Source organism: Streptomyces sp. NPDC004111 (assembly GCF_042874215.1).
Classification (GTDB): domain Bacteria; phylum Actinomycetota; class Actinomycetes; order Streptomycetales; family Streptomycetaceae; genus Streptomyces.
In genome coordinates, this window is sequence record NZ_JBIAMU010000006.1 from 110,699 (window position 1) to 130,170 (window position 19,472).

The 19,472-nt window shown below is 73.6% G+C and carries 14 protein-coding genes; 8 read left to right on the forward strand and 6 right to left on the reverse strand.

All coding sequences use genetic code 11. The features are described from left to right. Nucleotides 1-7 precede the first annotated feature (7 nt). The gene (locus tag ACFYVL_RS14525) at nt 8-1,351 is read right to left on the reverse strand and encodes an ABC transporter substrate-binding protein (protein ID WP_389244434.1); all 1,344 of its coding nucleotides are present in this window, start codon (nt 1,349-1,351) and stop codon (nt 8-10) included. 554 nt (nt 1,352-1,905) lie between these two features. On the opposite strand from ACFYVL_RS14525, the gene ACFYVL_RS14530 reads away from it, so the two are divergent. After that, on the forward strand, nt 1,906-3,012 hold the full coding sequence (locus tag ACFYVL_RS14530) for a LacI family DNA-binding transcriptional regulator (RefSeq protein ID WP_389244436.1): 1,107 nt from the start codon (nt 1,906-1,908) through the stop codon (nt 3,010-3,012). 134 nt (nt 3,013-3,146) lie between these two features. Beyond that, nucleotides 3,147-3,503: a hypothetical protein gene (locus ACFYVL_RS14535; RefSeq protein ID WP_389244438.1), complete on the forward strand. Its 357-nt coding sequence runs from the start codon at nt 3,147-3,149 to the stop codon at nt 3,501-3,503. Nucleotides 3,504-3,558: 55 nt separating this feature from the next. Here ACFYVL_RS14535 and treZ read toward each other — a convergent pair whose 3' ends face one another. Further along, nucleotides 3,559-5,241, reverse strand: a complete 1,683-nt coding sequence (treZ, locus tag ACFYVL_RS14540; protein WP_389244821.1) for a malto-oligosyltrehalose trehalohydrolase — start codon at nt 5,239-5,241, stop codon at nt 3,559-3,561. An 827-nt stretch (nt 5,242-6,068) separates the two neighbouring features. After that, the gene (locus tag ACFYVL_RS14545; protein ID WP_389244823.1) at nt 6,069-7,013 is read right to left on the reverse strand and encodes a GNAT family N-acetyltransferase; all 945 of its coding nucleotides are present in this window, start codon (nt 7,011-7,013) and stop codon (nt 6,069-6,071) included. A 290-nt stretch (nt 7,014-7,303) separates the two neighbouring features. Here ACFYVL_RS14545 and ACFYVL_RS14550 point away from each other — a divergent pair, with 290 nt between their 5' ends. Both ACFYVL_RS14550 and ACFYVL_RS14555 read left to right on the forward strand, forming a co-directional pair. Then, nucleotides 7,304-7,849: an FHA domain-containing protein gene (locus tag ACFYVL_RS14550; protein WP_389244440.1), complete on the forward strand. Its 546-nt coding sequence runs from the start codon at nt 7,304-7,306 to the stop codon at nt 7,847-7,849. Nucleotides 7,850-8,011: 162 nt separating this feature from the next. Beyond that, the gene (locus ACFYVL_RS14555; RefSeq protein WP_389244442.1) at nt 8,012-8,470 is read left to right on the forward strand and encodes an SSI family serine proteinase inhibitor; all 459 of its coding nucleotides are present in this window, start codon (nt 8,012-8,014) and stop codon (nt 8,468-8,470) included. A gap of 161 nt (nt 8,471-8,631) precedes the next feature. On the opposite strand, the gene lpdA is transcribed toward ACFYVL_RS14555, so the two are convergent. Next, on the reverse strand, nt 8,632-10,053 hold the full coding sequence (gene lpdA / locus ACFYVL_RS14560) for a dihydrolipoyl dehydrogenase (RefSeq protein ID WP_389244444.1): 1,422 nt from the start codon (nt 10,051-10,053) through the stop codon (nt 8,632-8,634). A gap of 107 nt (nt 10,054-10,160) precedes the next feature. Between lpdA and ACFYVL_RS14565 the strand changes: the two genes are divergently transcribed. Further along, a complete protein-coding gene (locus tag ACFYVL_RS14565) occupies nt 10,161-11,081 on the forward strand; it encodes a LysR substrate-binding domain-containing protein (protein ID WP_389244446.1) in 921 nt (306 codons plus the stop codon). A 53-nt stretch (nt 11,082-11,134) separates the two neighbouring features. Here the strand turns inward: ACFYVL_RS14565 and treY are convergent, their stop codons facing one another. Further along, nucleotides 11,135-13,552: a malto-oligosyltrehalose synthase gene (gene treY / locus ACFYVL_RS14570; protein WP_389244448.1), complete on the reverse strand. Its 2,418-nt coding sequence runs from the start codon at nt 13,550-13,552 to the stop codon at nt 11,135-11,137. Nucleotides 13,553-13,633: 81 nt separating this feature from the next. Here treY and ACFYVL_RS14575 point away from each other — a divergent pair, with 81 nt between their 5' ends. Further along, the gene (locus ACFYVL_RS14575; protein WP_389244450.1) at nt 13,634-14,998 is read left to right on the forward strand and encodes an MFS transporter; all 1,365 of its coding nucleotides are present in this window, start codon (nt 13,634-13,636) and stop codon (nt 14,996-14,998) included. Here ACFYVL_RS14575 and glgX read toward each other — a convergent pair. Next, nucleotides 14,982-17,114: a glycogen debranching protein GlgX gene (gene glgX / locus ACFYVL_RS14580; protein WP_389244452.1), complete on the reverse strand. Its 2,133-nt coding sequence runs from the start codon at nt 17,112-17,114 to the stop codon at nt 14,982-14,984. The two genes, ACFYVL_RS14575 and glgX, sit on opposite strands and share 17 nt — an antisense overlap. A 207-nt stretch (nt 17,115-17,321) precedes the next feature. On the opposite strand from glgX, the gene ACFYVL_RS14585 reads away from it, so the two are divergent. Then, complete coding sequence (locus ACFYVL_RS14585) at nt 17,322-18,566, forward strand: SAV2148 family HEPN domain-containing protein (protein ID WP_389244454.1); 1,245 nt, start codon at nt 17,322-17,324, stop codon at nt 18,564-18,566. Nucleotides 18,567-18,657: 91 nt separating this feature from the next. Continuing rightward, nucleotides 18,658-19,398 (forward strand): 3'-5' exonuclease, encoded by a 741-nt coding sequence (locus ACFYVL_RS14590; protein ID WP_389244455.1) that lies wholly within the window; start codon nt 18,658-18,660, stop codon nt 19,396-19,398. Nucleotides 19,399-19,472 lie beyond the last annotated feature (74 nt).

The following is a 19,472-nucleotide window of genomic DNA, read 5'->3' on the forward strand; positions in this document are numbered from 1 at the left end:
CCGCCGTCTACTTCTTCGGCTTGGTCTGCTGGGCCAGGATCTTGTTGGCCTCGTCCTGCGCCTTGGTGAGGGCCGTCCTCGCGTCCGTCTCGCCCTTGATCGCCTTCTGCATCTCGCGGACCACCGCGTCGCCGACCTGGCTGGTCCACTCGACGGGCGTGTTCGCGTCGAGCTGGGCCTCCTTCAGCTCCTCGGCGCCCAGCGCCCGCGCCAGGGTCTCCGGGTCCTTGCCGTCGCCCTTGTCGGAGAAGTACGGGTCGGCCAGGCCCTTGGCGTTCGAGGGGTAGATCGCGACCTCCTTGGAGAAGGCGACCTGGTTGGGCCCGTTCGTCACCCACTTCGCGAACTCGGCCGCGGCGTCCGGGGACTTGGTGTCCTTGCGGACGCCCAGGGACTGCGTGTAGATGCCGATGTGGCCGAGGGTGCCGGTGACCGCCTTCTGCACCTGCGTCTTGGCGTACACCTTCGGCGCGTTCTGCTTCACGTCCCGGATGAAGCCGGGGGAGCCGGGCCCGAAGACCAGCTTGTCCGCGCCGTACAGCTGGTTGATGTCGTCGGACTTGGTGAGCGACTCCTTGGGCATGGCGCCCTTGGCGTACAGCTCCTTCATCCGCTTGATCCAGGAGACCGCCTTCGGGGTGTTGAAGGCGAACGCGTCCTTGGCGGGGCTGAGGATCGGCACGCCCATCTTCTGCCAGTCGCCGGGCAGCCGGGACTTCGGGTCGGCCATGAACGCGGAGAATCTGCCGCCCGACTTCTCGGTGATCCGCTCCGCGTAGTCGAAGAACTGCTCGACCGTCGTCGGCGGCTTGTCGACGTCCAGGCCCGCCTTGGCGAAGAGCTCCTTGTTGTACGTCAGGATCTCCGGCGTCACGTACCAGGGATAGGCGAACACGCCCTCCCTGGCGGGGAGTTTGTACTGGTCCCAGGCGCCCGGCACGTACTCCTGCCGGACCGCCGGGTCCAGCTTGGCGACGTCCGCGAGCATCCCCCGGTCGGCCAGCAGCTGGAAGGAGTCGGTGTTGAGGTTGACCACGTCCGGCAGGGCGCCGGCCTGGGCGTCCGCGACCAGCTTCTCGTTGTAGCCCTCGCCCGGCACGTCCTCCCACTTGATCGTGACGTCCGGGTGCTTCTTCTCGAACGCGTCGATCACGCCCTGGACGTAGGTGGTGAACGTCGGCTTGAGCTGGAGCGTGCGGAAGGTGATCTCCCCGGACACCTTGCCCGACTTCTCCGGCTGCTTGGCATCGTTGTCATCGCCGCTGCCGCCCATGCCGCAGGCAGCCGACGACATCAGGGCTGCCGTCATGGCGGTGGCGATGGAGATGCGGGACAGGCGCCCACGGGGCATGGTCGTTCCTCCTCTTCGCACCGGCCTCGCTGCCGATCGCGGAACACACGATGGATCGGCGATGTCATTGCCGTCAACAGCCGTGCACACATGAATTGTTGGGCTTCTGTGAGCTGGACTAATGCGGTTGAGCGATGAGTTGACACCGATGGTGGGGCGCGGTAAAGCTTCGTCGGACTAATGCGGTTTAGCCGTGTGCCCACCGGGCGAATGCCAGTGATCACTAATGCGGTTTGGCCCGCTGTTCGGCGAAGCGCGCCCGGAAGGGGGGACCGAGTGGACGGCGTACGGGAAGCGGGTGCGGCCGGTACCGGTGCGCGGGACGTGCGCCGTCCCCGGGGCCGGCCGGTGAACCCGCCCCTCGGCAGGCCGCGTTGCGGGTCCGCCCGGCTCTCCCCGTACGGTGGCCGATGTCCGGCCGGGCCCCGCCCGTACGGCGTCGGCGTCCCGTCCGGCGCCGTTGCCGAAGGCCGCCGCGCCCCGCGCCCGCCCGCGGGCGCTCCGCCCGGCCCCGCACCGGACCTGGCACCGTCGCACGAGAGGACCACCGCCCCATGAGCACCGCCGCGTCGGGTGACGGCATCCGGCCCCGGCCGGCCCGCAGGCCCACCATGAAGGACATCGCGCGCCGTGCCGGTGTCTCCGAGAGCGCGGTCTCCTTCGCCCTCAACGACCGCCCCGGGGTCTCCCCGGACACCCGCGCACGGGTGCGCAGGGTGGCCGAGGAACTGGGCTGGCAGGCCAACAGCGCCGCCCGTGCGCTGTCCGGCGAACGGGCGGGCTGCGCCGGACTCGTCCTCGCCCGCCCCGCCCACACCCTCGGCGTCGAGTCGTTCTTCCTCCAACTGGTCTCGGGCGTCCAGGAGGCGCTGTCCGCCAGCCGGGTCGCACTGCTCTTCCAGGTGGTGGAGGACCTCGACACCGAACTCGCCGTACTGCGCCGCTGGTGGGCGGAGCGCAGGGTGGACGGCGTGCTCGTCGTGGACCCCAGGGTCACCGACCCGCGCCCCGCCCTGCTCGCCACGCTCGGCCTGCCCGCCGTCGTCATCGGCGGCCTGGAGGCCGACGAGCACCACGCGGAGGTCCCACTGCCCGTCTCCAACGTGTGGGCCGACGACGCGGGGGCCATGGCCTCCGTACTGGACCACCTGCACTCCCTCGGCCACCGGCGGATCGTGCACGTCGCCGGGATGCGCGGGCTCGCCCACACCGAGCGGCGCATCCTCTCGCTGCGCGCCGAGGCGGCCCGCCGCGACCTCGACGCGCGCGAGGTCCGCTCCGTGGCCACCGACTACTCCGACGCGGAGGGCGCCGAGGCCACCCGCCGCATCCTGGACGAACCGCCGCGCACCCGCCCGACGGCGATCGTCTACGACAACGACGTGATGGCCGTGGCGGGCGCGTCCGTCGCCGCCGAGCGCGGCTTCTCCGTGCCGCGGGACGTGTCGATCGTCGCGTGGGACGACTCCGCCCTCTGCCGGGTCACCCACCCCCGGCTGACCGCCCTGGTCCGCGACACCCCCGCCTTCGGCAGGCTCGCCGCACAGGAGCTGCTCGCCGTCGTGGACGGGGCTCCGGTGCGCAGCCTCCAGGGCGAACTCCCGCACCTGGAGCCGAGGGAGAGCACCGGACCGCCGCCGACGGCGCCCCACCGGGGCTGAGCACCGTCAGCGGGACGGATGCGCGGGCCGGGGTGTCCGGTTCCGGCCCTTCGGCGGCCCGCTGTCGGTGACCGGCTATAGGATCTCGCGCGCACGTTCGAAGACGGATGTGTGTGCCGAGAGGATTTTGTGCGGTGGGCGACAGACCACGGGGCGAGGAAGAACCCTCCCTCCCCGACGACGTGTGGCAGCAGTTCGAGCAGGACAGCGAGGCGCGGATCAGGGCCCAGGCCCCCAAGGAGCCGTCCGCCCGCGCCCGGATGGTCGCGGAGCGGCTGCGCCGTGAGGACGAGGCGGCGGCAGCGCGGCACAAGAGGCGCCTGCGCCGTCGGCGCGGACCGGTGCGGGCCAGGCCCGACGCGTGGCGGGCCTGGCCCGAGAGCCGGCGGCGCGGCCGGAACCGCGACTGGGTGGCGACCCTGGTGATCCTGGGGGTGCTGGTGGGAGTGCTGGCGCTGATGTACTACCCGTGGGGGGCCTCGTACCGGTAGGACGCACCCGTGGGGGCCTCCTGCCGGTGGGACGCCCCGCCCCGGCCGTGCGCGGTCAGCTTCCCAGCACCACGCAGGACTCCGCGGGCAGCACCAGCACGCCGTCCGCGCCCGGGGCCTCCACCGGTTCCCAGGCGGCCAGCACCCGGGAGCGGCCGTTGCCGCCGAGGTGGACGGTCGCCGGGTCCTTGGAGAGGTTCACCGCGACCCGCACGTCGCCCCGGCGGTACGCGAGCCAGCGGCCCGCTCCGTTCGTCGAGCGGGCGGCCCGTACCGACGCCAGGTCCGGGTCGGCGAGGTCCGGGTGGGAGCGGCGCAGCGCGATCAGGTCGCGGTACCAGGCGAGCAGCCGGGCGTGCGGCTCGCCGTCCGGCTCCGACCAGTCGAGGCAGGACCGGTCCCGGGTGCGCGGGTCCTGCGGGTCGGGGATGTCCTCCTCGGCCCACCCGTGCCGGGCGAACTCCCGTCGCCTGCCCCGCCGTACGGCGTCCGCCAGCTCGGGGTCGGTGTGGTCGGTGAAGAACTGCCAGGGCGTACGCGCTCCCCACTCCTCGCCCATGAACAGCATCGGCGTGAACGGGGCCGTCAGGACGACGGTCGCCGCGCAGGCCAGCAGCCCGGGGGAGAGCGACGCGGAGAGCCGGTCGCCCAGCGCCCGGTTGCCGACCTGGTCGTGGGTCTGCGCGTACCCGAGGAAGCGGTGCGCGGGGGTCGTCGTGCGGTCGACCGGGCGCCCGTGCGTGCGGCCCCGGAACGACGAGTAGGTGCCGTCGTGGAAGAAGGCCCGGGTCAGGGTCTTGGTGAGGGCCTGGAGCGGGTCGCGGGCGAAGTCCGCGTAGTAGCCCTGGGACTCGCCGGTGAGGGCGGTGTGCAGCGCGTGGTGGAAGTCGTCGTTCCACTGCGCGTGCAGCCCGTGGCCGCCCGCCGTGCGCGGGGTGGTGGTGCGCGGGTCGCCGAGGTCGGACTCCGCGATCAGGAACAACGGCCTGCGCAGTTCCTCGGAGAGCGCGTCCACCGCCGTCGACAGCTCCTCCAGGAAGTGCAGCGCGCGGGTGTCCGCCAGCGCGTGCACGGCGTCCAGCCGCAGGCCGTCGAGCCGGTAGTCGCGCAGCCAGGACAGGGCGCTCTCGCGCAGGTACGCGCGCACCTCGTCCGAGCCGGGCGCGTCGAGGTTGACGGCGGAGCCCCAGGGGGTGTGGTGGGTGTCGGTGAAGTAGGGGCCGAACCGGGGGAGGTGGTTGCCGGAGGGGCCGAGGTGGTTGTGCACCACGTCGAGCACGACACCCAGGCCGAGTTGGTGTGCGGCGTCGACGAACCGTTTCAGCCCGGCGGGGCCGCCGTACGGCTCGTGGACGGCCCACAGCGACACCCCCTCGTAGCCCCACCCGTGGGTCCCGGGGAAGGGGCAGACCGGCATCAGCTCGACATGGGTGATGCCCAGCCGTACGAGGTGGGTGAGGCGTTCGGCGGCGGCGTCGAAGGTGCCCTCGCGGGTGAACGTGCCGATGTGCAGCTCGTAGAGGACGGCGCCCGACAGCGGGCGGCCCGCCCAGCCGCCGCCCCACACGAAGGCGTCGTGCGACACGACCGCGCTGAGCCCGTCGGGGCCGTCGGGCTGACGGCGCGAACGCGGGTCGGGCAGTACGGGCCCGCCGTCCACGGAGTACCCGTAGCGGGTGCCGTCGGGGGCCTCGGCGAGCGCGGACCACCAGCCGGGGCGGTGGGGGGCGGGGTGCAGGGGGAGGGTGTGGGGGGAGGGGGAGCTGGGGGGTGGGGGTGTTGCCGGTGCCGGCTTCGCTCCCGGGGCCGGCTCTGCTTCCGGGGCCGGTTCCGCTTCTGGTGTCGGCTCTGCTTCCGGGGCCGGTTCCGCTTCCGGTGTCGGCTCTGGTGCTGTGCCGGCCCCCGCCGCCGGGTCTTCGCCCGTTCCGGGCAGATGCAGGGTGACCTTTTCCTTCGCGTGCGGTGCCCACACCTCGAACAGCACTGACGGCCCCTCTCGTCGGTGACGCGGTCGTTTGTGGTGCCATGGTGCGTGAGGGGGCGGGGATTCGTCGCCCGTATTCCGGGCAATCGCAACGGAACCCTGCATGAAGCCACCAACACCTTCCGACTTTGCCGCGCCCTGCGTCCCGTCGGCACAGGAGCCGCCCTTGCCCCGCCCCGCCCGCCCTCCGTGGGCACAGGGGGCCGCCCCGCCCCTCGTGGGCACAGGGGCCGCCCCCCTGGGGCGGAACGGGTGGGCACGGGGGGCGGCCCCCGACCCCGGCCCACGCTCTCCGCTCCCGGCCCGCCCCGGAAAAGCGTGCGCCGGACGCGCCATACCAGTGCCCGGCACAGCGGTGTGCGGAGCGGGCGCGTGGTCGGGCGGGGCCGGAAGGGGTGCGGCTCCGCCGGGGGCCGCCCCCTTGCCCGCCCGTTCCGCCCCCGGGGGGCGGCCCCGCCGCCCAAGGGGGCGGGGCGGGGAGCGAGAGGTGCGGCCCCGCCGCCCAAGGGGGCTCGGGCGGCCCCGTCGCTCAGGGAGGGGTGGGGCAGAGGGACGCGGCGCCGGTGCCGCGGGCGGTGGGGTCAGGGGGACCAGGTGAGGTTGAGGGCGCGTTCGAAGTTGAGGTATCCCCCTCGGGCGAACGCCCTCGCCATCGGCACGTTCGCCAGATCCGTCGCCGCCCGGATACGCGGCACCTCCTGGGACGCCAGGACCCGCGTCCCCTCCGCGAGGATCTCGTCGATGTGGCCGCGCCCGCGGTGGGCGGGCAGGACACCCAGGTACGCGATGATCGCGTTGTAGCTGTTGCGGGCCGGGACCACGAAGCCCACCGGCTCGCCGCCGTCCGCGAGTTCGGCGATCCGCCACCACTCCCGCGGTGACGTGAAGTGCGCGAACTCCTCGTCGTAGTGGAGTTCGGCGGCCTCCCGGGGGCTCAGTCCGCGCGCCAGGTCGGCCTGGCCGTGCGCGTCCAGGGTGCCTTCCATCACCGGCGTCATCAGCGTCAGCAGGTCCTCCCGGTCCCGTACCTGCCGGAAGACCAGCCGGCCGCCGTCCGCCGCCGGCACCGCGGTGCCCGGCCGCCACTCCAGCCGCAGCCGTTCCACCAGCAGCCGGGCCCCGGTCTCCTCCAGCACCTTCGTCCTGGCCTCCACGGCGTCCCGGACCGCCGGGTCCTCACGCCAGTCGGCGGGGACGAAGCGGCCGTACTCGGGCCATTCCTCCCGCTTCTCCGGCAGCACCGCCTGCGCCGCCCTGCGGAACAACTCCGCGCCCACCGCGTGGCGTTCGTCCGCCGGGAGCGTGTCGTCCAGGTCGAAGAAGTCGAGGGCCTGGGGGTCGCCCCCGGCCTGCCCCGTCCACCAGGAGATCCGGCCGAGCACGCGGCCGTCCCGTACGGCCACCCACATCCAGTCCGGACGGCGGCGGCCCCGCGCGAGGTCGTCGGCCAGTTCGTGGTCGAGGGAGTAGGAGAGCCGGCAGAACAGATCGAGTTCCTCGGGGCCGGCCAGCGGACGGAAAACCAGGGACAAAAGGTGCTCCAGGATGGTGCGGGCGTGATGTGGCGTACCGCGGACGCGCCCCCGCACACTTCGCGCGGCGGCGTTCGTCCGCGCGGCACCTTAACCCCGCGACCGGCGCCCGAGCCCGCCATTTACCCCGCGGACCGCCCCACCCGCCCCGGCGGACCGCCCGGCGCCCGCCCGGGGGAGGGGCCGCGGCGGCCCCGCTGCGTACCCACCCCACGTAACACCCGTGCTGCAGGTCAACGCCCTGCTGGACACCTCGCCCACTCCGGCCCGACAATCTTCCCGTGATGCCCTCCTACGAGCCTCCGACGTCTTCGGCGCGGGTTTCCGACGCCGAACGGGACCGCGCGCTCGCCGTGCTGCGCGAGGGCGCCGCCCAGGGCAAGTTGTCCCACGACACCTTCCTGCACCGGATGGAACTCGCGCTCTCCGCGCGCAGTTCGTCCGATCTGAGCGCCCTCACCGCGGGTCTGGAGAGCGAGGGGCGCTGGTCCCGCAGGATGTTCTCGGCGGTCGGCCGCGCCTCCTCGTTCACCGTGCGGCTGCGCAGGGCGTGGACCGCCGAGCGGCTGCCCAAGCTGCTCTTCCCGGAGCCGGGCCCGCTGCCGCTGCGGATCGGCCGCGAACTGGGCAGCGGGCTGCGGCTCAGCCACGAGACCGTCTCGCGCAGGCACGCCGAACTCGCCCTGCAGAACGGCGTCTGGGTGCTGCGCGACCTCGGCTCGACCAACGGCACCTGTGTGAACGGGCGCCGGGTGACCGGAGTGGCCGTGGTCAACGACGGAGACCAGGTCAGCTTTGGCCACATGACCTTCCGGCTCTCCCGGAACTGACCGCCCGGCCCCGCACGCCCCACCCGCTCACCGGCCCCGCCGCAGCTTTCCCGATGGGCCGTTCGGCCTATTACCCGTCAAGTCACCCGCCCCCCGGTGCCGATGAACGCACCGGCGCGGGCGACCGTCCGCGCGTATCCCGGGCACAGAACGGTGACGGACATGTCGGCAGTACGGACAGCGGTACGCAGGGCACTCGTCGGGACGGCCGCCGCCGCGGCGCTCCTCGCGGGAGCGGGCGGCGCGAGCGCGCAGGACACCCGCCCGCAGGTGCCGGTCCAGGCGCACCCCGGCAACTGGATGTACCTCTCGGTGGTGGAGGGCGAGGAGGCGGTGGGCAGCCTGGACGGCACCCTGCTGCGCTGTCCGCGGCCGTGGAAGCGCGCCCCCGAGCTCGGCGGCGCCCACCCGGCGGCCAGGAAGGCGTGCAAGGAGCTCAACGCCGTCGACGGCGACATCGCACGCATCAAGCGCGCCGACGTGGCCTGCCCGATGATCTACCGGCCGGTGACGGCCATGGCGTTCGGCAGGTGGGACGGGCGGCGGATGGTCTTCTCCAAGACGTACCCCAACGCCTGTGTGATGCACGCCTCGACGGGCTCGGTCTTCAAGCTGGGCTGACGGGCCGACAGGCTGACGGGCCGACGGCGGGGCCCACGTCCCGCGCTGCCGCACGCGCCGTACTTCGTGGAAGTACGGCGCGTGCGGTGCGGGGAGGTGCGGGTGGGCCGTGCGGGCCGGGTCCCCGGGCCGCGCGCCCGCCGGCTCCGTACCCCCGCCCGCTACTGCTGGTGCAGGCCGCGGCCCGCCAGGGTCAGGAACGTCTCGCCGACCGCCTCCGACAGGGTCGGGTGGGCGTGGATGTGGCGGGCGACGTCGGAGGGTTCGGCGTCCCAGCCGACGACGAGCTGGCTCTCCGCGATCATCTCCGAGACGTTCGGGCCGACCAGGTGCACGCCCAGGACCCGGCCCCCGCGTTCGGCGACGACCTTCACCATCCCGCCCTTCCCGTGCACCATGCCCTTGGCGACCGCGGTCAGCGGCATGGTGTTGACCACCACGTCCAGGTCGCCGGCCCGCGCCTCGGCCTCGGTCAGGCCGACCGCCGCGGTCTGCGGCGAGGAGTACGTCACGCGGGGGGTCGCCGCGTAGTCCACCGGTGGCGACGCCAGCCCCGCCAGCGTCTCCGCCACCAGCAGGCCCTCCGCGAACGAGGCGTGCGCCAGGCCCGGCGACGGGGGCGGCAGCAGGTCCCCGACCACATGGATGCCGGGCACCGAGGTCTCCAGCCGCGACCAGTCGGCCGGGGCCACGAACCCCCGCTCGTCGGTGGTCAGTCCGGCCGCCGCCAGGCCGAGGCCGTCGGTCACCGGGAGCCGGCCGACGGCGACCAGCAGCCGTTCCGCCTCGACGACGCGGTTCTCGCCGCGCGCGGTGCGCACCGTCGCCCGCACCCCGTTCGCCCGTACCTCCGCGTCCAGCAGCCGCGCCCCGGTCCGTACGTCGACGCCGCGCTTCTTCAGCCCGCGCGCCAGGTGGCGGCCGACGTCGGAGTCCTCCAGCGGTACGAGCCGCTCGGCCGCCTCCACCAGGGTCACCTCGGCGCCCATCGAGCGGTGGAACGAGGCGTACTCGACCCCGATCGCCCCGCCGCCCAGCACCAGCACCGAGGCGGGCAGGCCGGGGGCGAAGAGCGCGTCGTCGCTGGTGACGACCCGGTGCCCGTCAGGCTCCAGGCCGGGCAGCGTCCGCGGGCGCGAGCCGGTGGCCAGGACGACGCCCCGCCGGGCGGTGAACTCCCCGTGCCCCGTCACCCGTACCGTGCGCGGACCGGTCAGCTCCGCACTGCCGCGCACCACCCGCACCCCCGCGTGCGACAGGTGGCCCTCCACCCCCGTGTGGTTGCGGGCCACGATGTCGTCCCGGGTCGCCACCAGGGCCGGCCAGTCCACCGAGTCCAGCGTCGCCTTCACGCCCCAGCGTTCCCTGGCCTCCGCGATGCCGTCGACCAGTTCGGCGGCGTGCAGCATCGCCTTGGAGGGGATGCAGCCCCGGTGCAGGCAGGTGCCGCCGACCTTGTCGCGCTCGGCGAGCAGCACGGTCAGTCCGAGGGCGGCGGCGCGCAGGGCGGTGCTGTAGCCGCCGGTGCCGCCGCCGATCACGATCAGGTCCGGATTCGTCGCGTTCACGTCACTGTTGCTCATGGCTCCACCCTGCGCCGACCAGCGGTGATGAGTCCAAGGCAATAATTGTCTGGCTGCGATGCACATCGTTCATGGCGGCCCGAGGGGCCACGGGGGAGCGGAGAGACATGAGCCTGCGTCAGATGGAGTACTTCCTCACCGTCGTCGAGGAGGAGTCCTTCACCCGGGCCGCCGATCTGCTGCACGTCACCCAGCCCGCGCTGTCGCACCAGATCAAGGCGCTGGAGAAGTCCGTCGGCGGTCCGCTGCTGGAGCGCAGACCGCGCGGCGTCGGTCTCACCGTGATGGGCCGCGCCTTCCTCCCGCACGCCGAACGCGCGGTCCGCAGCGCCGTCCAGGCCCGCCGGGCGGCCCGTGCGGCGGCCGGTGCGGACGGCGGGGAGCTGCATGTCGCCGCCCTGCACTCGGTGGCCGTCGGCATCCTCCCCGACGTCTTCGCCCGCTGGCGCCGCGAGCACCCCGGGGTCGCCCTCCACCTGCACGAGTACGCCACCACCGACGCCCTGGAGGACCACGTCGAACGCGGTGTCGCCGACCTGGCCGTGGGCCCCGAACCCGCGCACTGGCCGGGGCCCGTGGTGCCGGTGGGGCAGGAGGAGATCGTGCTGGTCGTCCCCTTCGACGACCCCCTGGCGGGGCGCACGACGGTACGGCTGGAGGAGCTGTCCGAGCACTACTGGGTGCGGTGCGCCATGGAGGCGGTCGTCGAGGGGCGCGCCTTCCTCGACTGGGTCTGCGAACGGGCGGGCTTCGCGCCGCGCACGGCGGTGCGCACCGAGCACACCTCGACCGCGGTGCGGATGGCCGCCGCGGGGGTGGGCGTGGCCACCGCGCCGTCCCACGTCGTCCGGGGAGCGGTGGGCGAGGACTGCGTAGTCCTGACGGTGGACCCGCCGTGGCGCCGCGCGCTCACGGTCTACTCCCGGGTCGAACTGGTCGGCCCGGCGGCCGAGTTCACCCGCCTGCTCCAGCGCTCCCCGGCACACGGCGGAACCTCGCTCGCCCCCGTGGGCCCCTGTTCCCCCTAGGGAGTTGTCCCGGTCGCGGGGCCCCGGCGCCGACCCGGTCCCCAGGGACCGCCCTAGTCCCCCGCCCGCACCAGCACCCCCACCGTGCGCTCGCCCACCAGGTCCGCCACCCGCACCGGGCCGGAGAACTCCCGGCCCGGCCCCGTCCACTCCACCCAGCGCCCCTCCGGCAGCTCCAGCACCGTCTCCTGCCAGCCCCCGGCCTCCGCCAGCCGCAGCGACAGCCTGGTCACCACCGTGACGGCCGCCCCGGCCCGGACGAACGCCACGCAGTGCCGCGCCGCCACCCCGCTCGCGGTCAACGGGGTGTACGTCGCCGTCTCCCCGAACACCTCCGGCCGCTCGCGCCGCAGCCGCAGCACGGCCGCGGTCAGCGCCAGCTTCTCGTCCGACAGGGACGGCGGGCCCTCGACGCCGGCCGCCCCCTCCCGTGCCCGCTCCAGCGCGGCCGGCTCGAAGGGCACCGCCCGCCGGTTGTCCGGGTCGACCAGCGTCAGGCACTCCCGCTCGGTCCCCTGGTACAGCTCCGGCACGCCCGGCATCGTCAGCTGCAGCAGCGCCGCGCCCAGCACGTTGGCCCGTACGAAGGGCGCCACCTCGCGCTGGAAGAGGCCCAGTTCGTAGCAGGCGGGGCCGCCGGGACCCGACCGCACGAAGCCCTCCAGGGCCTGTTCGTAGGTGGCGTCCTGTTCCGTCCAGCTGGTGTGCAGCCCGGCCTCCCTGGCGGCCTTCAGCATCGCCGGAACCAGCCGCTCCGTCCCCGCGTCGGGGAACGCCGCCGCCGTCTGCCAGGTCACCCACGCCACGTGCGGGTCGGGCGCGGCGGCCGTGCCCGCCACCCGGTCCAGCAGCCCCGCCCACCGCTGCGGGCACTCGGTCAGCACCGCGAGGCGCGCCCGTACGTCCGCGCTGCGCTTGGTGTCGTGGGTGGACAGTACGGTGCCGGTGGCCGGCCAGTCGCGGGCGATGCGGGCGCAGAAGGCGTGGAACTCCTCCGGCGACACCGCGGGACGCCCCGGATCCCCGCCCACCTCGGCCGCCGACAGCAGCGGGGTGTACCGGTAGAACGCCGTGTCCTCCACCGACTTGGCCCGCAGCGCGGACGAGGTCTGCGCGAACCGCGCGCAGAACGCCCGGTGGTCCTCGCCCGCCCCCAGCCGGCCCAGCGCCAGCTCCCGTACGACGTCCACCGCCGCGGCTTCCTCGGGGACGGCGAACACCGCCCTGGCCTCCCGCACCGCCTCGGGCGGCAGCGTCGCCTCCGCCTCCTCGGGGGTGGGCCCGCCTGCCGCGACGTACGGGCGGTACACCGGCATCCGCACCAGCAGTTCGCGCAGGGCGGTGCGCAGTGCCCACGGGGCGTGGTCGCGCAGCGCGGGGTCGGCGGCGCAGATCCGTCCGGCGGTGCGCACCAGGAAGCCCGTCTCGGCGGCCAGCTCGTGGTTGAGGACGCGGTACGCGGCCCGCCGGGTGGTCGCCGCCCAGTAGCCGCCGCGGTCACCCGGGGGATCGGCGAACACGCGGTAGAGCTGGGTGAGTTCATCGGCCCCCGTAGGATCGTTGAACAATCCGTCGATCCTCCGAAGGGCGTCGTACCCCGTGGTCCCGGCCACCGGCCAGTCGGCGGGCAACCGCTCCTGCCCCGTGAGGATCTTCTCCACCACGGTCCACGCCGTGCGCCCGGACCCCTCCGTCGCCTCCGTCGTCGCCTCCGCCAGCCGCCGCAGGTAGTCGCCGGGCGCGGCGAGCCCGTCCGGGTGGTCGATCCGCAGCCCCTCCACCACCCCGTCCCGCACCAGCTCCAGGATCTTCGCGTGGGTGGCCGCGAACACCTCCGGATCCTCCACCCGCACCCCGATCAGGTCCGAAATGGTGAAGAAGCGGCGGTAGTTGAGCTCGGTGCGGGCCAGCCGCCACCAGGCGGGCCGGTACCACTGGGCGTCCAGCAGCTCCGGCAGCGGCAGCTTCTCGGTGCCCTCGCGCAGCGGGAAGGCGTGGTCGAAGTAGCGCAGCACCCCGTCCGCCACAGACAGGTGCGCCAGCTCGTCGCCGAGTCGCCCGCCGAGCACCGGCAGCAGCAGCTTGCCGTCGCCCGCCGCCCAGTCCACGTCGAACCAGCGCGCGTACCGGGAGGCGGGCCCGTCCCGCAGCACCTCCCACAGCGGCCCGTTGAGGTGCTCGGGCGCGGGCAGCGCCATGTGGTTGGGGACGATGTCCAGGACGAGCCCGAGACCGTGCTCCCGCGCCGTGCGCGCGAGGCTCCGCAGCCCCGCCTCGCCGCCCAGCTCCTCGCGTACGCGCGCGTGGTCCACCACGTCGTAGCCGTGCGCCGAGCCCGGCACGGCTTCCAGGACCGGGGACAGGTGCAGGTGGGAGACCCCGAGGGCGGCCAGGTACGGCACCGCGCCCGCGGCCGCCGCGAACGGGAAGGAGGGCTGCAGCTGGAGGCGGTAGGTGGAGGTCGGCGTCATGCGAACGTACGTACCCGCATTCGGGGCTTCTGTGTCATCCGCCCATGCACCCGCGCGCACAGGTGACACTAATTTCGCCCCATGGCCGGAGAGAGCGAAGCGAACAGGACAGCCAAGGGGAAAAACACTTCGGGCGCACTGAGCGGCTACCGGCAGAGCTACCGGGAAGCCATCGCGCTCACCGGCCCCGTCCTGCCGCTCGTCTCCTTCCTCGGCCGGCTGCCGCTGGCCATGTGCCAGCTCGGGACCCTGCTGCTGGTCACCGAGACCAGCGGCAGCCTGGCCACCGCGGGACTGGTGGGCGGCGCCCTGGCGGCCGGGCAGACCGTCGGCGGGCCCCTGCTGGGCCGGGCCGCCGACCGGCGCGGACAGCGCGTCGTGGTGCTCACCGCGACCCTCGTCAACGCGGTCGCGGTGACCGCCCTGGTGCTCGCCGCGCTGGCCCGCGCCGACACCCTGCCGCTCGCGCTGATCGCCCTGGCCGCCGGGGCCTCGGTACCGCAGATCGGCCCGATGTCGCGCACCCGCACCCTGGCGCTGGCCCGCCGCGAGGGCGCCGGCGAACGGCTCGTGGGCACCGTGCTGTCCTTCGAGGGCACCCTGGACGAGGTCACCTTCGTCCTCGGCCCCGCCCTCGTCGGCCTCGCCGTGGCCGTCGCGCACCCGGCCACGGCCCTCCTCGCCGCCGCGGCACTTCTGGCCGTATGCGGTACGTGGTTCGCCCTGCATCCGACGGCGTCCCTGCTACGCCCCGCCGCGCGCACCGCCTCCGCCGAACGTACGAGGCTCTCCGGTTCCGTCCACGCGCTGCGCACCGCGATGGCGCTCCAGGGCGCCATGTTCGGTGCCTCCCAGGCCGGCATCACCGCCCTCACCGAGGACCTGGGCAGGCCCGAACAGGCCGGACTCGTCTACGCGGCGATGGGCGTGATGAGCGCCGTCGCGGGCTTCTCGATGGCCGCGGTGCCCGCCCGGATCGGCCTGTCCACCCGCTGGCGGGCCGCCACCGCCGCGCTGGTGGTGCTCTCGGTGCCGCTGGTGTTCGTCGGCAGCCTGTGGGCCCTGTACGCCGTCGTGGTCGTGCTCGGTGTCGCCTACGCCCCGCACATGATCACGATCTTCGGCCTCACCGAACGGGCCGTGCCCGCCGACCGGCTTGCCGAGTCCATGGCCTTCCTGATGAGCGGGGTGGTCGGCGGGCAGGCGCTGGCCCTCGCGCTGTCCGGTCGGCTCGCCGAGAGCAGCGGCCCGCCCGCCGCGTTCGCCGTCGCGATCGGCGCGGCGGTGCTGTGCGCGGGCCTGGCCTGGACGGTGCGCCCCCGGCCCGCCCGGGGCCGCACCGTGTCCGCAGCCGCGACGACCGCCGCCCCGCGGGAGTACGGAGCGCCGCGGGAGGCGGGGGAGCCGCGGGAGACCGGGGATTCGTCCGTCACGCGGGACGCTTGAGCACCGTCAGGCTCCGCCCGATCAGCGTGAGGTGCTCGCCGGCGTCGTGCTTGGCACCCGTCCCCGGCGGCACGCCGTCCTCGCGCGCGGTGTCCACCACGACCTGCCACTGCTGCCCGTGGTCGGCCGGCACCAGGAAGTCCAGCGCCTCGGCACTCGCGTTGAACATCAGCAGGAACGAATCGTCGGTGATCCGCTCGCCGCGCGGCCCCGGCTCCGAGATCGCCTCCCCGTTCAGGAACACCGTCAGCGCCTTCGCGTGCGCAGCCTCCCAGTCCTCCTGGGCCATCTCGTCGCCCTCCGGGGTGAACCAGGCGATGTCCGACAGCTCGTCCTGCGTGCCGCGCACCGGACGGCCGTGGAAGAAGCGGCGGCGCCGGAAGACGGCGTGCTCGCGGCGCAGCGCCACCATCGCGCGCGTGAAGACCAGCAGCGTGCCCTCCTCCGGTGCGCCGCCGTCTGCCCCGGGGCGCGGCCAGGGCACCCAGGAGAGCTCGTTGTCCTGGCAGTAGGCGTTGTTGTTGCCGCCCTGCGTACGCCCGAACTCGTCCCCGTGGCTGAGCATCGGCACGCCCTGCGACAGCATGAGCGTGGCCACGAAGTTGCGCATCTGGCGCTCGCGCAGCGCCAGTACCCCGGCGTCGTCGGTGGGGCCCTCGGTCCCGCAGTTCCACGACCGGTTGTGGCTCTCGCCGTCCCGGTTGCCCTCGCCGTTGGCACTGTTGTGCTTCTCGTTGTACGCGACCAGGTCGTGCAGGGTGAAACCGTCGTGGCAGGTGGTGAAGTTGATCGAGGCGAGCGGTCGCCGTCCGTCGTCCTGGTAGAGGTCCGAGGAGCCGGTCAGCCGCCCCGCGAACTCCGCTATCGTCTGCGGCTCGCCCCGCCACATGTCGCGCACGGTGTCCCGGTACTTCCCGTTCCACTCCGTCCACAGCGGCGGGAAGTTGCCCACCTGGTAACCGCCCTCTCCGACGTCCCACGGCTCCGCGATCAGCTTCACCCGGCTCACCACCGGGTCCTGCTGCACCAGGTCGAAGAACGACGACAGCCGGTCCACCTCGTGGAACTGCCGCGCCAGTGTCGCCGCGAGGTCGAAGCGGAACCCGTCGACATGCATCTCGGTCACCCAGTACCGCAGCGAATCCATGATCATCTGGAGGACGTGCGGCGAGCGCATCAGCAGCGAGTTGCCGGTGCCCGTGGTGTCCATGTAGTACTTCGGGTCGTCGGTCAGCCGGTAGTACGACTGGTTGTCCAGCCCCCGGAACGACAGCGTCGGGCCCAGGTGGTTGCCCTCCGCCGTGTGGTTGTAGACCACGTCGAGGATGACCTCGATGCCCGCCTCGTGCAGCGCCTTGACCGCCGTCTTGAACTCCAGCACCTGCTCGCCCCGGTCGCCCCAGGAGGCGTAGGAGTTGTGCGGGGCGAAGAAGCCGAGGGTGTTGTAGCCCCAGTAGTTGCTCAGCCCCGCGTCGACCAGCCGGTGGTCGTTGACGAACTGGTGCACCGGCATCAGCTCCAGCGCGGTGACGCCCAGCTCCACCAGGTGGCCGATCACCGCCGGGTGCGCCAGCGCCCCGTACGAGCCGCGCAGCTCGTCCGGGAGGTCGGGGTGCAGCATCGTGAGGCCCTTGACGTGCGCCTCGTACAGCACGGTCTCGTGGTACGGGGTGCGCGGCGGGCGGTCGTCGCCCCAGTCGAAGTACGGGTTGATCACCACCGAGGTCATGGTGTGCGGCGCGGAGTCCTGGTCGTTGCGGGAGTCGGGCCTGCCGAAGTGGTAGCCGTACACCGACTCGCCCCACTCGATCTCCCCGCTGACCGCCTTCGCGTACGGGTCGAGCAGCAGCTTCGCCGAGTTGGCCCGCAGCCCCCGGGAGGGCTCGTAGGGGCCGTGCACCCGGTAGCCGTAGCGCTGGCCCGGCATGACACCGGGCAGGAAGGCGTGACGTACGAACGCGTCGCTCTCGCGCAGCTCCACCGCCATCTCCGAGCCGTCGTCCTGCAACAGGCACAGCTCGACGCGGTCGGCGGACTCCGAGAAGACCGCGAAGTTGGTGCCGGCGCCGTCGTACGTGGCACCCAGGGGGTAAGCCTCTCCGGGCCAGATCTGCATACGATCGACTCTTCCACTCGGCGGGCGGCCTGGCGTCAGATCTTCCCCGGAATCCTCCCGCAATGCGGATCCGCACCCCACCCGTTCCGTGCTTCTGCCGCTTTCTCCGCACCGTCTCGGGGAACGGCTGCACCCGCAGCCCCACGCGGAGTACCCTTCCTTGATCGTTGGCGATGGTCGGAAAAGCGTTCAGAAGGCGGTGCGTGGGTGAGCTCGGGAGGGCTGGAGCTACCCCCAGGTGACACGGGTCACGAGGGGGGCTCGGGCGACATCCCGCCCGGTACGGTCTCGCTCGCGCGACCGGTGGAGATCGGCGCGGAACTGGACTGGGGCCCGGACGCCTGGAGCGAGGTGCGTACGCGCGCCCAGCGGGCGGGCCGGGCCTACATCTGGCTCAACCTGGTCGAGCAGCGGATGCGCGCCGTGGTCGCCGCCGTGCTGCGCCCGGTGTACGAACCGGTGCACGGCGAGGAGTGGGTGGTGGCCGCCGCCGGTCCCGCCGGGCAGGAGTGGGTGCAGCGCGCCGTCGCCGTCCGCGAGGTCAGCCGCCGCAAGGGCTATCTGCTCGACCCCGCCGACGACAACATCCTCAGCTTCCTCACGCTGCCGCAGCTGCGCGAGCTGATGGTGCAGCACTGGCCGTGCTTCGAGCCGTACTACGACGACCGCAGGGACGTCGAACTGGCCCTGGACGAGCTGGAGGTGGCGCGCAACGTCGTCTCCCGCAACCGGGCGCTGTCGGTCACCGTCCTCGCCCAGGCGGAGCGTGCCTCCGCCCGCCTGCTGGAGATCCTCGGCGCGGGCTCCGGCGCCCCGGCCGCCGACCGGCTGCCGGTGGACGCCGTGGAGGACCTGGTCGGCGACCGGTACGCGGACGTGGTCTCCGTCCATCCCGACCGGGTGCGGCTCCAGCGGCAGCTGCCCGCCGAGGACCTCTTCGGCGGGGCCCGCCGGGTCGACGCGATCGGGATAGGCCTGAATCTGCTGGTGCAGAACTTCTCCGGGCGCCGCCTGGTCAGGCTCGCCGAGGGCGGCTGCCGGGTGCGGCTGCTCTTCCTCAACCCGGCGAGCAGCTCCGTCAAACGGCGGGAGCGCGAACTTGGCCTGAAAAAGGGCGAGTTGAGCCGCTCGGTGGAGATGAACATCCTGCACATGCGGCGGGTGCGGGCCAGCCTGCGCGACCCCGGCGCCTTCCAGATCCAGGTCTTCGACGAGACGCCGCGCTTCACCGCCTACCTCGTCGACGGCGATGGTCCGGGCGGCCTGGCCGTCGTCCAGTCGTACCTGCGCAGGGCGCGCGGCATGGAGGCGCCGGTGCTGGTGCTGCGCGGCGGCGGGCGGGGCGGACGCGACGGGGTGGTGCGGCACGGGCAGGACACCGAGCACGGCCTCTTCGAGACGTACCGGGAGGAGTTCGAGGCGGTCTGGACGGACTCCCGGCCGGTCTCCTGATTCCGGCCCGCCAATCCGGCCGGCCGGATTGTCAGTGCTGCGTGCGAGGGTGGTTCTCCACTGGGGGAGCACATCGAAGGAGGCCCAGGACATGGGATGGCACGGGGAATCGCTGATCGGCTTCGACCTGGAGACCACGGGTACGGAGCCGCTGGAGTCGCGCATCGTGACCGCGGCGGTCGTCGAGGTCCGGGGTGGCACGGTGGCCGGTTCCAGGCTGTGGCTCGCCGATCCGGGGGTGCGGATTCCGGCCCAGGCCTCGGCGATACACGGGATCAGCAACGAGCGGGCGGCGGCCGAGGGGCGCCCGGCCCGCGAGGTGGCCGACGAGGTGGCCGGGCTGCTGGTGGAGAACTGGGCGCGGGGGGTCCCGGTCGTCGCGTACAACGCGGCCTTCGATCTGACGCTGCTCTCGGCCGAACTGGCCAGACACGGACTGCCCGCGCTCGGCGACCGGATGGCGGCGCTGACCGGGGACGGGGGGATCGGCCCGGTGGTCGATCCGCTCACCATCGACCGGGCGGTGGACCGCTACCGGCGCGGCAAGCGGACCCTCGAAGCGGTGTGCGTCGAGTACGGAGTGGTGTTGGACGGGGCGCACGAGGCGTCCGCGGACGCGCTCGCCGCGGTCCACGTGGCCCTCGCGATAGCCGAACGGCATCCGTCCATCGCGGCGCTCGGGCTGCCGGAGCTGCACCAGGAGCAGGTGAGGTGGTACGCGGACTGGGCGACCGGCTTCCAGGAGTTCCTCCGGTCCAAGGGGACGCCGGACGCGGTGGTCGATCCGGCGTGGCCGGTGCGGGCGCCGGGGGCGGTGGTGGGGGGTTCCTAGGGGCTGTGCGGCCATCGCCGGGCCGGGGCCGGGGTTGTGCGGCTCCGCCGGAGGGCCGCCCCCTTGCCCGCCCG